General features: G+C 64.3%; 11 protein-coding genes and 2 tRNA genes. 5 read left to right on the top strand and 8 right to left on the bottom strand.

Going from position 1 to position 13,688, the window contains the following annotated elements:
- Nucleotides 1-15: 15 nt before the first annotated feature.
- Nucleotides 16-1,029: a phosphatase domain-containing protein gene (locus PAM7066_RS10375; protein ID WP_085854096.1), complete on the top strand. Its 1,014-nt coding sequence runs from the start codon at nt 16-18 to the stop codon at nt 1,027-1,029.
- Nucleotides 1,030-1,071: 42 nt separating this feature from the next.
- A tRNA-Arg gene (locus tag PAM7066_RS10370) sits at nt 1,072-1,148 on the top strand.
- A 16-nt stretch (nt 1,149-1,164) separates the two neighbouring features.
- Here PAM7066_RS10370 and PAM7066_RS10365 read toward each other — a convergent pair.
- From PAM7066_RS10365 to PAM7066_RS10335, 7 genes are all read right to left on the bottom strand, one after another.
- Nucleotides 1,165-4,503: an efflux RND transporter permease subunit gene (locus tag PAM7066_RS10365; RefSeq protein WP_085854095.1), complete on the bottom strand. Its 3,339-nt coding sequence runs from the start codon at nt 4,501-4,503 to the stop codon at nt 1,165-1,167.
- On the bottom strand, nt 4,500-5,969 hold the full coding sequence (locus tag PAM7066_RS10360) for an efflux RND transporter periplasmic adaptor subunit (RefSeq protein WP_085854094.1): 1,470 nt from the start codon (nt 5,967-5,969) through the stop codon (nt 4,500-4,502). The genes PAM7066_RS10365 and PAM7066_RS10360 overlap by 4 nt, the downstream gene beginning before the upstream one ends.
- A gap of 128 nt (nt 5,970-6,097) precedes the next feature.
- Nucleotides 6,098-6,640, bottom strand: coding sequence for a molybdenum cofactor biosynthesis protein B (gene moaB / locus PAM7066_RS10355; protein WP_085854093.1), 543 nt, complete (start codon nt 6,638-6,640; stop codon nt 6,098-6,100).
- Nucleotides 6,641-6,685: 45 nt separating this feature from the next.
- Entirely contained in the window at nt 6,686-7,504 is an 819-nt protein-coding gene (gene yghU / locus PAM7066_RS10350; RefSeq protein ID WP_085854092.1) for a glutathione-dependent disulfide-bond oxidoreductase, read from the bottom strand.
- Between the two features lie 41 nt (nt 7,505-7,545).
- Nucleotides 7,546-8,136 (bottom strand): metallophosphoesterase family protein, encoded by a 591-nt coding sequence (locus PAM7066_RS10345; RefSeq protein WP_085854091.1) that lies wholly within the window; start codon nt 8,134-8,136, stop codon nt 7,546-7,548.
- A 17-nt stretch (nt 8,137-8,153) separates the two neighbouring features.
- Complete coding sequence (locus tag PAM7066_RS10340; protein ID WP_085854090.1) at nt 8,154-8,918, bottom strand: uracil-DNA glycosylase; 765 nt, start codon at nt 8,916-8,918, stop codon at nt 8,154-8,156.
- Between the two features lie 26 nt (nt 8,919-8,944).
- Nucleotides 8,945-9,961 (bottom strand): complex I NDUFA9 subunit family protein, encoded by a 1,017-nt coding sequence (locus PAM7066_RS10335; RefSeq protein ID WP_085854089.1) that lies wholly within the window; start codon nt 9,959-9,961, stop codon nt 8,945-8,947.
- Nucleotides 9,962-10,103: 142 nt separating this feature from the next.
- Here PAM7066_RS10335 and PAM7066_RS10330 point away from each other — a divergent pair.
- The 3 genes from PAM7066_RS10330 (at nt 10,104) to PAM7066_RS10320 (ending at nt 12,814) form a co-directional block, all read left to right on the top strand.
- Nucleotides 10,104-10,189 (top strand) — tRNA-Leu (locus PAM7066_RS10330).
- Nucleotides 10,190-10,868: 679 nt separating this feature from the next.
- Nucleotides 10,869-11,480 carry an SLATT domain-containing protein gene (locus PAM7066_RS10325; RefSeq protein WP_085854088.1) on the top strand — a complete coding sequence of 204 codons (612 nt, stop codon included), beginning with the start codon at nt 10,869-10,871 and terminating at the stop codon, nt 11,478-11,480.
- Complete coding sequence (locus tag PAM7066_RS10320; protein ID WP_217639953.1) at nt 11,477-12,814, top strand: reverse transcriptase domain-containing protein; 1,338 nt, start codon at nt 11,477-11,479, stop codon at nt 12,812-12,814. Before PAM7066_RS10325 ends, PAM7066_RS10320 begins: the two co-directional genes overlap by 4 nt.
- Before the next feature lie 130 nt (nt 12,815-12,944).
- Here the strand turns inward: PAM7066_RS10320 and PAM7066_RS10315 are convergent, their stop codons facing one another.
- Entirely contained in the window at nt 12,945-13,646 is a 702-nt protein-coding gene (locus PAM7066_RS10315) for a recombinase family protein (protein ID WP_217639952.1), read from the bottom strand.
- Between the last annotated feature and the right edge of the window lie 42 nt (nt 13,647-13,688).

The raw sequence follows: 13,688 nt of genomic DNA, 5'->3' as shown, positions 1-13,688 counted from the left end.
CTTGGGGGGCAAAACGTGCGACTGAAACCGGCGCTGCATCGGGCGGCGATCTGGGGAGAGCGAGCTTTCGACCGCGCCTTCCCCGCCAAGACGCCCGAGAATCCGGTTCTGGATACGTATCGGGGCTACGGGGTTCCGGACGGGATCGTGCTGCGCGCGCGCGTCCTTGCCTCGCTGCGGCGGACGACGCCTGATCCGGGGCAGAGCCGCTGGCAGAACCTCAGGCAGATGGCGTCTCTGTTCCTCACCCACGAAGTCGCCGATGTGACCGTCGTGGCGGTCGAAAGCGGCCTGACGGCCGTCAGCGACGAGGAAGGCTATATCACGCTGAAGATTCCGGGCGAGTTCGCGCCGGGATGGCACCGCATCACGCTGGAGATCAAAGATGTGCCCGACAGCCGTGTGGTCGCCGAGGCGCTGGTGCCCTCGGCCGATGCGCGGCTGGGGATCGTGACGGATATCGACGACACCCTGATCCAGACCGGCGCCTATTCCCTGGCGAAGAACCTGTGGACGACCTTCACCGGATCGGCCACCTCGCGGCGGGTCTTTGCGGACGCGACCGTGCTGCTCGACCACCTGAGCGGGCACGGGCGCAACCCGGTGTTCTACGTCTCGTCCAGCCCGTGGAACCTGCACGCTTTCCTGGGAAAGGTATTCGACCGGGCGGGGCTGGTCCCGGGCCCGATCTTCCTGCGCGACCTGGGCATCGGCGAGAACCAGTTCATCAGCCGCGGCCACGGCAATCACAAGGGCGGTGCCATCGATCGGATCATGGCCGCCAATCCCGACCTGCCCTTCGTGCTGATCGGAGACACGGGGCAGCACGATGCCGAAATATACCTCGAGGCGTGCCACCGCCATGGTGGCCGGATCGACGCGGTGATCCTGCGCGAACCCGGGTCGGGACCGGACGACGCCAGCCGCAATGCGATCTCGACCATGCGGCGTCTGGGCGTCATCGTGGCGCATGGCACCGATTTCGGGCAGGTGGCCGAGGCGCTCGAACGTGGCGGCCTGCAGATCTGACGCTCTGGACGGACGGGGCGCGGGCGGTTAGGGATCGAGCGGGGTCCCGTGGCTCAACTGGATAGAGCAGCCCCCTCCTAAGGGGCAGGTTGCAGGTTCGAATCCTGCCGGGATCACCACCCGTTCAAGCAGAGGTCACGCCCGTGGCGCGCGGAAGGCGAACGCGCCCAGCGACGCCACCGCCAACGCGACGACGAAGCTGCCGAGCGCGAAGAGGCCGAAGGCCACCGCGGCACCGCCCGACAGGCCGAAGGGCAGCGTCCCCGTCACCATCCACGCCCCGATCGTCGCGGCGAAGACCGCGGCCATGGCGAGGCCCGCGCCCACGATGCCCAGTCGCGCACCCTTTGCCCGGGTCGAGAGCGCGCGGCGCAGCGACGACGCCGCCTGCCCGACATCGCCCTGGATCGCGAGGAGGGCGGGAACGACGACCAGCACCAGCACCATGCCGAAGCCCAGCCCGTAGACCAGCGTTATGACGGTTGGCTTGAGGAACTGCGCCTGGCTCGACCGCTCGTAGAGCAGCGGCGCGAGACCGAGCACGGTGGTCAGCGTCGTCAGCAGGACCGGGCGCAGGCGGTCGCAGGCGGCGTCGATGATCGCCCTGCGGGAAGGGCGGGTGCCGGCATATTCGTCGGTCGTCGTCACGAGGACGATCGAGTCGTTGATGATGATGCCGGTCATGCCGATCAGGCCCACGACCGAAAACATCGAAAGCGGAACGTCCCAGATGTAGTGCCCCCAGATCGCACCGACGAGGCCGAAGGGGATCGTCGCCATGATGACCACCGGCCGGGTCCAGCTGGCGAAGATCCACGCCAGGGTCAGGTAGATGCCGAGAAGGCAGAACGAGAACCCGGTGAGCGCGTCGTTCAGGAATTCGTCCTCCTGCTCGCTGAGGCCCGAAAGCTCCCAGTTGACGCCGAACTGCTCCTGGACCGTCGGCAGGATGCGCTCTTGCATGATGGTCATGATCTCGGCGGCGCGGGCGGCGTCGTCGCTGTCGAGATCGCCCGTCACCGAGACCTCGCGCACGCCGTTCTCGCGGCGGATGGTGGAAAAACCCTCGCGCACCTCGACCGTGACGATGTCGCGCAGCATGGCCCAACCGCCATCGGGTGTGGGCAGCACGACGCGGTCGAGGTAGTCGGCGGTAAACTCGTCCTGCGGCAGCTCGACCCGGATCGCTGCCGAACGGATGCCGTCGGGATAGGTGGCGGCTTCGATCCCCTCGAGCCGGTCGCGCAGGACGGACCCGATCTCGGCGATGGAAAAGCCGAGCGCCTCGCCCTGGGGCGTCAGGTCGAGGACGAATTCCTGCGTGTCGTAGGCAAGATTGTCTTCCAGCGCCGAAACCTCGCCGAAGCCCGCAAGCTCGGCCTTCAGGGCTTCGGCGGCGTCTTTCAGAACCTGCGTTTCCGCCCCCGAGAGGCGCACGTCGATGGCGTCGCCGCCAGGCCCGGAGCGCCAGCCGCGGAAGGACAGCTCTTGCAGCTGCGGGTGGCGCGCGACGGCGTCCTGAAGGACGGCCACGAATTCGAACGAGGAATAGGACCGCAGGTCGGGGTCGATCAGCTCGATCGAGATTGCGCCAAGCTGGTCGGCGTCGAGGTTGTCGGTCCCCGACAGGGCGCGGCCGGCATTCCCGCCGATCTCGGCCAGAGCATAGACCACCGGGTCGGCGCCGTATTCCTCGACATACTGCGCGCGCACATCGTCGAGCGAGCCTTGGATCAGCGACAATTGCTCCAGCGTGTCGTCACGTGTGGCGCTGGCCTGCATCGCAAAGTTGCCGCTGACCGAGCCTTGTTCGGGCGAGTCGAAGAACCTCCATTGCACCTTGCCCGAGACGTACAGGACCATCTGCAGCGACAAGAGAAGCACCGCCGCGGCGATCACGGGATAGCGCATCAGCGTCACCAGACCCATCGCGGGGCGGAAGAGCCGCTCGCGCACCCAGGTGAAGCCGCGGTTCACCACGCGCGATGGCGCGTCGTACCAATGCCGCTCACCGGTATGGGCCAGCGCGTGGGCCATGTGGTTCGGCAGGATAAGGAAGCATTCGACCAGGGACGCGATCAGCACCACGATCACGGTGAACGGGATGTCCGCGATCAGCGTGCCGAACACGCCGCCGATGGCGGTCAACCCGAAGAAGGCGATGATCGTCGTGACAGTGGCCGAAAAGACCGGCGCGAACATCCGCTGCGCCGCGGTCTCGGCGGCGGTGACGGGACTTTCGCCCAGACGGCGCGCGCGGAAATCGGCGTGCTCGCCCACGACGATGGCATCGTCCACCACGATCCCCAGCGTGATGATCAGCGCGAAGAGCGACATCATGTTCAGCGTCAGCCCGGCGGCATACATCAGCGCAAGCGCGGCCGTCATCGCAACGGGTATGCCCGCGGCCACCCAGAAGGCGATGCGGGCGTTCAGGAACAGGAACAGCAGCCCCACGACGAGGGCGAGTCCCATCGCCCCGTTATCCACCAGAAGGTCGAGTCGCGCCGAGATCTCTTCCGCCCGGCCCCGGATCAGGTCGATCTGCACGCCCTGCGGCAGGCTGGGGCTGACCTGGGCCACGACCTCTTCGACGCGGGCCTGGATGTCGAGCGCATCGCCCGCCTCGGACCGCTGCACCTGGATCGAGACCGCGGGGTCCGCGCCCACGAAATAGGCGCGCTCTCGGTCGGGGCCTTCGACCACGATGCGGGCCACATCCCCCACCGTCAGGGGCGCCCCGGCCGCGTTCGAGCGCAGGACGACGTCGGCGATATCGGCGGCGCTGCGACTTTCCTGCCCGGCGCGGATCCGGGCGGTGCCTGCCACCTCGCCCGCGGGCGAGGCATCCGCCGCGGACCCGATGGCATCGGCGATCTCGGACAGGGTCAGGTCGTATTGGACAAGGGCCATCGACGGCACCTCGACCACCGTTTCGGGCGCGGCGATGCCCTGGGTCGAGGTGCGGGTCACGCCGGCCGCGAAAAGCTGCGTGACGAAATCGTCCGCGATGCGGCCAAGCTGGTCGACGCCGACCGGGCCGGTGATGATCACGTCCGTCACCCGGTCGCGCCAGCCGCCCCACGAGACTTCGGGGTCTTCGGCCGACTCGGGCAGGGTCGAGATCCCGTCGACGGCCGACTCGACGTCGGTTGCGGCAACCGCCATGTCGTAGCCCGGTTCAAACTCCAGCTCGATCGATGCGCGGCCTTCGGTGGAACGTGCCTCGATCCCGGAGACGCCCTCGACTGCCAAGAGGACGGGTTCGAGCACGCTGACGATGGCCGTGTCCACCGCCTCGGCGCCGGCGCCGGACCACGTGACGTCGACGTCGATCTCGTCCGAGATCACGTCTGGGAAATACTGGGCGCGCATCCGGGGCACGGCCGCCAGCCCAAGCGCCAGAAGGATGACCAGAAGAAGGTTCGCGGCCGTGCGATGGCGGGTGAAGTAGGACAGGAGCCCGTTGATCATCCGTCCCGCGCCCCGCCGTTCTCGAGCCGCTCGATCATGCTCGCTGGCACTTGCGGCTCGTTCAGCGCCGCCAGCACCCGTTCCTTCGCCGCGATCGGCATTCGGGCGTTGCCCTCGACCATGGCGATCAGCGCGGCGCGGCGTTCGGGGGTCAGGTCGATCATCTCGTCTGCCACCGCGGCCTCTTCCGTGTCTTGCGCCTGCCGCAGCGGGCGCACCCTGATGCCGACGCCCAGAAGCGGCGAGCGTTCGGCCACGACCTCGCGTCCCTCCAGCCCTTCGGCGCGGACGAGGACGCTGTCGCCCTGGGCGCGGAGACGCTCGACCTGGGCCAACTCCAGCCGGTCCTCGTCGTTCAGGACGAGCACGGTATCCGATGCGTCGACGGCGGCGGCGGGCAGGCGGGCGACATCTTGCAGTTCGGGCTCGGTCACCCGGATGCGGGCGAAATCGCCGGGACGAAAGCCGCGCGGCTGTTCGAGCTGCGCGAAGAGGCGGCGACCGGTCTCTCCCTCGGCCACGGCGGCGGCCTCGCGGGTGATCGTGGCGGGAGAGGTCAGCGTGTAACCCCCGACTTCGAGGCTGACCGTAGCCTGATCGGTGGCCAGCGTGCCTTCGTCGTTCATCAGGCGCACGTAATCCGGCGTCGAGATGCGGAACCCGATCTCGAGCCGGTCGGGGTCGATCAACGTGGCCAGCTGCTCGTTGCTGGATACCAGTCCGCCCTCGGTCACGGCCAGGTCCGAAATCGTGCCGGCGAAGTCGGCGGTGATGCGCGTTTCCTCGAGGGTGCGCTCGGCCTCGCTCACCGCGATCTCGGCCCGCGACAGGGCGGTGCGGGCTTGCGCCACGCGCGCCTCGGCCGACCGCTGCGAGGTGCGGGCCGACAGCACCTGCTGCGCGGCCGACGAGGCGTTCAGTTCGGCCTCTTCGACGGCCGCGTCGGTCGAGACGCCGCGCTCCACCAGGTCGCGCTGCCGCTCCAGGGCGCGATTGCGCAGATCGGCCTGCTGGCGCACGGCCGCGACATCGTCGGCGGCGATCTCGGCGGCGGCCTCGGCATCCAGAAGCTCGGCCTCGGCATCGGCCAGATCGGCTTCGGCAAGCGAAAGGGCCACCTGCGCGTCGGTCGGGTCGATCGTGAAGAGAAGCTGCCCCTGCGCGACGTGGCCGCCCTCTTCGACCCCCTCGCCCAATTCGATGACCCGGCCGGCCGCCGGGGTGCGAATGGCGAGCGAGCGGCGGGCGCCAATCTCGCCGAAGCTCGTCAGCTCCGGCGAGACGGCTTCGAGCCTCACCGTCACGACATTGGCGGCATAGACCTGCTCCTGCCCCGGCTGCTGGCCCGGCTCACGGTTCGCGCGCTCCTCGAGCGCATTGCGCAGGGTTCCGCCCGCGACGGCCAGAAGCCCCACGGTCAGGGAAAGCAGGAAGAGCCCCGTGAGGGCGCGGGTGAAAAATCGCATGCGTGATCGGCTCCCGGGTCCGGCACCATATAGACTGACGCGAAGGCCGCACAAAGCGCGCATCCGTCACTGTTACGGGAGCACGACGACATTCCGTCGTTCATTTTCCGCAGATTGCCGGCCGGGAACTACTTGCGGCGGTGGTGTTCGTCGAGCCGGGGTAGAATCTCGATGAAGTTGCAGGGGCGGTGGCGGTAGTCGAGCTGCCATTTCAGGATCTCGTCCCACGCGTCCTTGCAAGCCCCGGTCGAGCCCGGCAGCGCGAAGAGGTAGGTGCCGTTCCTGACCCCGCCGGTGGCGCGGCTCTGCACGGCCGAGGTTCCGATCTTCTGCATGGAGACATGGGTGAAGACGATGCCGAAGGCGTCGATCTCCTTCTCGTAGACGTCGCGATGCGCCTCGACCGTCACGTCGCGGCCCGTGAGTCCCGTGCCGCCGGTCGAGATCACGACGTCCACCTCGCCCCCGTCGCACCACTCGCGCAGCTTGCCCGCGATGGCGTCGCGCTCGTCCATCAGAATGGCGCGGGCGGCGAGGGTGTGGCCGGCCTCCTCGATGCGGGCGACGAGGGTGTCGCCCGAACGATCGTCCTCGGGTCCGCGGGTGTCGCTGACCGTCAGGATCGCGATGCGGGCGGGGATGAAGTCGCGGGTGTCGTCGATCCGGCTCATGGGGCCTCGTGTGTTGACGTCCGGGGATGCGCCCCGGACAGGGGGTCACAGCGCGTCGAAATCGGACGCCGCGTGGCGCTCGCGCAGAAGGCCCTCGCCCTTGCGGTTCACGCGCTGGCCGCGCTGGACGGCGGGGCGGGCGTCGATCTCGTTGGCCCAACGGATCACGTGCTCGTATTCATGCACCCCGAGGAATTCGCCGGCCTCGTAGGCCTTGCCGAAGACCATGCGTCCATACCACGGAAAGGTCGCAATGTCGGCAATGGTGTAGTCCTCGCCCGCGAGGAAGCGGCGATCGGCGAGGTGGCGGTTCAGCACGTCGAGCTGACGTTTCGCCTCCATCGCGAAGCGGTTGATGGGATATTCCATCGGCTCGGGCGCGTAGGCGTAGAAATGCCCGAACCCACCGCCGAGATAGGGGGCCGAGCCCTGAAGCCAGAACAGCCAGGACAGCATCTCGGCCCGGTTGGACCCGAGGAAGGCATCGTGACGCTCGGCCAGGTGCATCAGGATCGCGGCCGACTCGAAGATGCGGACGGGCGTATCGCCGGTGTAGTCCATCAGCGCGGGGATCTTAGAGTTCGGGTTGACCGCCACGAAGCCCGACCCGAACTGATCGCCTTCCGAGATGTCGATCATCCAGGCGTCGTAGTCGGCTGGATGGCCGGCTTCGAGAAGCTCTTCGAAGAGGATCGTGACCTTCTGCCCGTTCGGCGTCCCCATGGAATAGAGCTGGTAGGGGTGATCCCCCTTCGGCAGGTCCTTGTCATGGATCGGTCCGGCGACGGGTCGGTTCAGGCTGGCCCATTTGCCGCCGGACTCGGTTTCCCAGGTCCAGACCTTCGGGGGCGTGTAGTCGCTCATCTCTGCCTCGCTGTTGTGGCTCGGGCGAAGGGTAGCACGGGCTAGAGGTCGAACCAGACCGGATCGGGGCCAAGGTTGCGCCATTCCGTGGCGCCAAGCGTGCCAGCTTGCCCCCAGCAATCGTGGATATGGCCGAACACGCAGAGCCGGGGTTCAAGGCGCAGCATGGCCTCCTTCAGCGCGACCGAGCCCAGGTGGCCGAGCGCGTCGTGATTGTCGCCGAGGCCCGCAGGCGGGGAATGGAGCATCAGGATGTCGGCATGTTCGATCGGCGCGAGCATGTCGCGGGCCTCGTCCTCGGACAGGTCCCAGCTGTGCCAGGGCAAGGGCGGCAGGGGCGGTACGCCGCCGCCCAGCCCGGCGATGATCAAACCGCCGCGCGTGGTGGTTGTGCCGTGGAGGATCTCGGCCCGTGTCGCGTCCTGCAGTGCCTCGAGGCTTTCGTTGTTGCCGGGCACGCAGATCATCTTGTCAGCGATAGGTGCCAGGCGGGCCATGTAGGGCGCGAGCGCCTCGTGCTGGTTGGCGAAGTCACCAGCCGCGAGGACAAGGTCGGCGCCACCGGCGGCGGATAGCAGCGCCTCGGCGGCAGAGGCCGAGAGGTGAAGGTCCGAGACGGCGAGGATCTTCATCTGGCGGTTCTCCTTCTTCAGAGGCGCGCCTTGAGGGACAGAAGGTCCGCCCAGGCCTCGCGCTTGGCGGCCACATTGCGCAGCAGGTAGGCGGGGTGTGTCATCGGCAGGACGGGGCGGCCCAGCGCCTCGGCCCAGGTGCCACGCATCCGAAGGATGCCGCGCCGGTTCAAGAGCGCCATGGCCGAGGTGTTGCCCATCACGACGAGGATGTCGGGCGCGGCAAGCTCGATATGGCGGTGCAGGAAGGGTCGGAGCATCGCGATCTCCTCGTCCGAGGGATCACGGTTGCGCGGCGGGCGCCAGGGCAGGACGTTGGTGATGTAGAGCGAGCCTTCGTGCCGGGACAGGCCGATGGCTCCGAACATCCGGTCCAGCAGCTGTCCCGCCTGGCCGACGAAGGGCTTGCCCTCCAGGTCCTCGTTGCGACCCGGCGCCTCGCCGACGATCATCACGCGGGCGCCGGGGTCGCCGTCGCAGAAGACGAGGTTGCGCGACCCTCGCTTCAGTTCGCAGCCCTCGAAGGCGGCCATCGCGGCGCGCAGTCCGTCGAGCGAGCTTGCGGCACGGGCGGCGGCCTCGGCATCCGCCACGTGGTCCTGCTCGACCATGGGCGGGGGGCCGGGCTGTGGTGGAGCGGGCGGCTCGGGTGCTGCGGCGCGCGCCTCGGCAGCGGCCTCGTAGCGGTTGACCGGCGCGTCGAGGATCGCCTCGTCCGCGCCAAGCTCCACCTGCCAATCGAGGGCCGCAAGCGCTGCGTGATATTCGTCGAGGTCGAGCATGCGGCGACCCTATCGGGTCCCGCGGGTCAGGAGAAGCCGGCGCGGTTTTCGCCGCCCTTCACCTGGTTGGCGTGCAGATGCTCGGCGCTTTCGTTCGAGCCGGCGTATTGGCCGGACGGGCGGAAGCGCCACAGATAGTCGGGCAGAATCGCCTCGGTCGAGGTCGGCTGAACGCCGAGATCGGCGAAGGTAAAGACCCCCTCGCCCACGATATTGTCCTGGCCCAGGTTGCGCACCTGGTCCAGCGTGAGCGGCGGCGAGATCAGCCCAAAGGACAGCTTCTTCACCCCGTCGAAGCCACGCCCCATCAGTCTGGCGATCGGCATCGGCGTGTTCACGATCATCGCGCGACGCTTCACAATGGCCAGCATCTCTTGCATCCATTCGCGGAAGGTCGACACGTCGGGGCCGCCAAGCTCGTAGATGCCGGGCGCGGCCTTGCCCACGACGCCCATTTCAATCGCGGCCGCCACATCGTCGACATAGACCGGCTGGAACTTCGTCCCGCCGCCGACCAACGGCAAAAGCGGGGCCATCCGCGCCATGCCGGCAAAGCGATTGAAAAATTCATCCTCGTGACCAAAGATGATCGAGGGGCGGACGATCATAGCCTCGGGAAAGGCATCAAGCACGGCTTTCTCGCCGAGCGCCTTGGTCCGCGCATAGTCCGACGGCGCGTTCTCGTCCGCGCCGATGGCCGAAATCTGCACGAGCCTTTCGACCCCGGCCTCTTTCGCCATGCGCGCGATACGGGCAGCGCCATCCTGCTGGAGCGCCTTGAAGGTCTGCTTGCCGCCCTCGGACAGCACGCCCACGCAGTTCACGACCGCATCCGAGCCGCGGATCGTGGCCCGCACGCTCTCGTCGTCGCGGATGTTGCAAAAGACGGGTTCGACCTGGCCGACGACGCCGTAGGTCCGCACGAAGGGCGAATCGTTCGGACGGCGGCAAGCGCAGCGCACACGCCAGCCCTGCTTGGCCATGCGGCGTGCGACGTAGCGTCCGACGAACCCGGTTCCGCCGAAGATGGTGACAAGCTTCATGGGACGGACTCCCCCGTATTTCAGGTCGGCTTCGGGTGTAGGCCGGAGCCTCTGACGAGACAAGCATCAAACCCCCAAAAAGGGTCCCGATTCCCGTTGACACCCCCGCGCACTCTCTTTAGATCGCGGCCTCACGACACCTGCCCAGGTGGCGGAATGGTAGACGCGCCAGCTTCAGGTGCTGGTGTCTGTATGGACGTGGAGGTTCGAGTCCTCTCCTGGGCACCACTTTCCTTGATCTTACTCACTTTTTTTGAGTCGGTGGGCCACTCAGTGGGCCGACTGAGGATCACTGCGACAGTGCAGGGTATCGGCTCTAGCCCCGCTAGGATGTCGGCCAGTCAAGCTGAAGACCCGATTCGCCCTCACGAGCGGAACTCGAAGCCCGATGGCATCGGCGAGCGACGCCTACTTCGTGACCGCTGCGCGCCTCACCTCGCTGCAGCAGGATGCGCGCTTCCTCCAACTGTGGCAGCGGAACGTCTGGTTAGAGCAAGAGCACCCGGCTAATGACAAGTTGCAGAAGCACTAGTCTCGGTCCACGTAGTTGAGTGTGACTGATCGGGGGCTCGACCGCCGCTCCCTCAATCGCCGCAGCCCTGCCATCTGCGATTTAGCCACCATCCGAGAGATCAGCTTCTTGCCTTCTGTCGATGCATGCTCGCGAACGGTCCCACCCGCTTCCGGCTGGAAAATTATCCGCTCAGAGATAACATGAAGAAGCCTGTTGCATGAATTTTCCGATAGATTACGTTATCCTCTGCATGCGGGCGGGAGCCCAAAGCTCGACTAGCCTTGGCTGGTCTATGTAAGTAACCGGCGAAAGCCGGATGCGGTTACGGCCGCATCTATCTTCCTAGAGGATCAAATCCGTGAATTTTTGCGCCCGCATGCACAACAAAGAATAATGATAGACAACCAGATAGAGAAGCTACAGAGCCGCATATGGATTACTGAGCGGTGCCATATGAAAGCTGAGAAACGCAGCCGATTTCGCGAAAGCTACTTTCACATTACACTGGCACTTTATTCACTGGCCATCATATCAATACCTCTGCTTTCGAAAAGCGGAAACGCCGACTACGTCAACGCTATACTGACCTTCTCATCCGTTTGCACCCTCTCGCTTGGCCTCCTCGTGTTTGGGTTCCGCTTCGGAGAGACAGCAGCGCAGCACAGATCCTGCTATCTAGACCTTCAACGGCTGCGGGAGTCGAACCCGGAGGATGCGACAAGTTTCAACACTAAGTACATTGACACCCTCGGCTACTACCCCAACCATTCCAGCCAGGACTACATTGCAGTTGTTCTTTCAAATCCGTTTAAGTACCAACAAGAGCTTAAAGATTCAGAGGGCAGGAATATCAAGCTGTCAGCCTATACAAGGTTGAAATATGTATCGTATTGGGCGATATCGAAGTTATTTTTCGCAGCCTTCGCGGCCCTCCCCGCGCTTGTCGTTCTAGCCAGCATAATCGGCCAGAACCCCATTGAACTCGCATGGAACCTAGTGCCATGACCTGGTCTAGAGAGATTTTCGCCAGAAGTTTCAGCGAAGAGAGCCTAAACGACGTAATTGATCTCCATTTGGCACCCAGCGTTGCCAGGGGGGTTGATGGGGTCACGTATGAACAATTTCATGAAGAGAAAGACCGCGAAGTCGCTCTAATCTCCTCACGAGCAATAGCCGGAGAGTATCGCTTCACTCCCTACCGGCAGAAATTAATCCTAAAGAACCCGGTTAGCCCACCTCGCCAAGTCTCTATTCCCACCATACGCGACAGAATTGCGTTGCGTGCTTTATCAAATTTTCTTTCCGAAGCGTTCCACAGCGCAAAGCCGCAGCACACCCACCCTGTCATTTCCGGCGTCATATCGTCGATAAAAAAATCTACTGCATCGGACGCATTTATTAAGCTGGACATCAAGTCGTTCTACGACATGATTGACCACCGTGTGTTGCTCAAGAGCATCCGCGCCAAAGTTCGTTCTCGGGAACCTATCTCGATCATTGAGGCTGCACTTCGCACGCCAACAGGCGCGACGATTGCCGAGCGAAAGGTCAATGACGTAGGAGTTCCACAGGGCCTCAGCATATCGAATATTCTTGCGTCCATCTACTTAAGCTCCATAGACACCAAATACTCGTCTCGCCTCGGGCTATCCTACAACCGGTACGTCGACGACATTCTCTGCCTCGTTGCCCAAGACGAGGCGAATGAGGTAGCTAGCTCCATTACCGCTGAAATGCGCCGGAAGAAGAAACTCACAGTCCACCCGATTGGCAGCGGAAAATCGAGCATAGTCCCCGCCACTCAGCGGATAGAGTATCTCGGCTACGCCTTTCACGGCACCAGAATCTCGGTGAGACGCGACACCGAGAAGAAGCTTCTAAGTAACTTAATGCAAATCATTCAGGGTGCCTCGCAAGAAACGCTCCATCGAGACATATGGAGGATAAACTTACGAATCTCAGGGTGTCGCCTGAATGACAGCAACGTGGGGTGGATCTTTTACTTCTCGCAGATCAACGACCTGCAATTGATTTCACGCATTGATGCTCAGGTAAAAAAGGCGGTGACCCGTAAGTTTAGCCGCGACGACTATGATAGATGCAAGCGCTTGGTGAAAGCATATCATGAAGTAAAGTACCACTACCTCGATAGCTCCTACTTTCATAACTTCGACACGTACGACAAAGAGCAGATGACCACACTTTTGCGACGGATATTCCCCGGACGCTTCCCAAACTTGATGACCAAGTCAGAGATCGAGGTTCGAAAAATATTCAACCGCGTCGTCACTCGCGAAGTACGACAAATGGAACGTGATACGATGGGCAGCTTTTCGTAGAGCTTCCAGTTGCGAGGAATTGAGAAACCGATGATGACGGCTGCGAAACCTTGTAGCCCACGTCCCCGCAGCCACTGTGGCTCCTTTGGCGGAGAGCGGTTACCCCCTCCAGGGTCCCCTCTTTCGCTCCTCACGCGGGCTTGTAGACCCCGGCGCCTTGTAGCATCTGGCGGACGCTGTTGTGATTGTAGGGCTTGCCGGACGGAGCGACATGGCCCAGCCTTTCCAGCTCGCCTGAGATAGCCCGCAGGGTACGGCGCTTGCCGGTCTTAGGGTTCGCTCGGTACAGGCGCTTGGCTTCGCTCACGACCTCGGCAGGGACGGGCTTGCGTCCTTCGACCCTGCGCCCCAGCTCGACGCTCTTGCGGTCCCGTGCGCCTTTCAGCTTGCGTGTGAGGCGCTTCTTTTCCAGCTCTGAGAACACCATAGCGATACGGCGCATGGCCTCGCGCATATCGTCCTCTTCGTCCCCACCAAACAGGGGTTCGCCATTGGCGCAGAGGACAGTGACGCCGCGCGCCTTCAACAGCATTTCCCCCAGGATGCTCGCCTGCATGGATCGCGCGAAGCGGCTAGGGTCTTCAATCAAGATCGTGCGGACGCCGTTGGCGTCGATCCGTTCCAGCAGGGCGGCGAAGCCGGGGCGCTCTTCGATCAGATCCGCACCCGATACGGCGGCGTCGTAGAACTCGCCGACGATCTCGATACCCTCTCGGGCAGCGTGAGCACTGATCGCTTCCCGCTGGCGGACGTCGGAGTCTTTTCCAAAACCAGAGTTCGCCGCCGAAGAGGTGCGCAAATAGGAGAACGCCTTAACTTTCCCTTTCATCATTTTCTTTTTCTCCGGTTACTTAGCTCGTGATTCTGGTACCTA

The organism is Palleronia marisminoris, assembly GCF_900172315.1.
In the GTDB taxonomy this organism is placed as follows: domain Bacteria; phylum Pseudomonadota; class Alphaproteobacteria; order Rhodobacterales; family Rhodobacteraceae; genus Palleronia; species Palleronia marisminoris.
This window is presented reverse-complemented; position numbering and strand designations above follow the sequence as displayed.

Coding starts and splice junctions, on each gene's coding strand:
- PAM7066_RS10365 (WP_085854095.1), bottom strand. CDS start 4,503: ATGATCAACGGGCTCCTGTCCTACTTCACCCGCCATCGCACGGCCGCG.
- PAM7066_RS10360 (WP_085854094.1), bottom strand. CDS start 5,969: ATGCGATTTTTCACCCGCGCCCTCACGGGGCTCTTCCTGCTTTCCCTG.
- moaB (WP_085854093.1), bottom strand. CDS start 6,640: ATGAGCCGGATCGACGACACCCGCGACTTCATCCCCGCCCGCATCGCG.
- yghU (WP_085854092.1), bottom strand. CDS start 7,504: ATGAGCGACTACACGCCCCCGAAGGTCTGGACCTGGGAAACCGAGTCC.
- PAM7066_RS10345 (WP_085854091.1), bottom strand. CDS start 8,136: ATGAAGATCCTCGCCGTCTCGGACCTTCACCTCTCGGCCTCTGCCGCC.
- PAM7066_RS10340 (WP_085854090.1), bottom strand. CDS start 8,918: ATGCTCGACCTCGACGAATATCACGCAGCGCTTGCGGCCCTCGATTGG.
- PAM7066_RS10335 (WP_085854089.1), bottom strand. CDS start 9,961: ATGAAGCTTGTCACCATCTTCGGCGGAACCGGGTTCGTCGGACGCTAC.
- PAM7066_RS10325 (WP_085854088.1), top strand. CDS start 10,869: ATGATAGACAACCAGATAGAGAAGCTACAGAGCCGCATATGGATTACT.
- PAM7066_RS10320 (WP_217639953.1), top strand. CDS start 11,477: ATGACCTGGTCTAGAGAGATTTTCGCCAGAAGTTTCAGCGAAGAGAGC.
- PAM7066_RS10315 (WP_217639952.1), bottom strand. CDS start 13,646: ATGATGAAAGGGAAAGTTAAGGCGTTCTCCTATTTGCGCACCTCTTCG.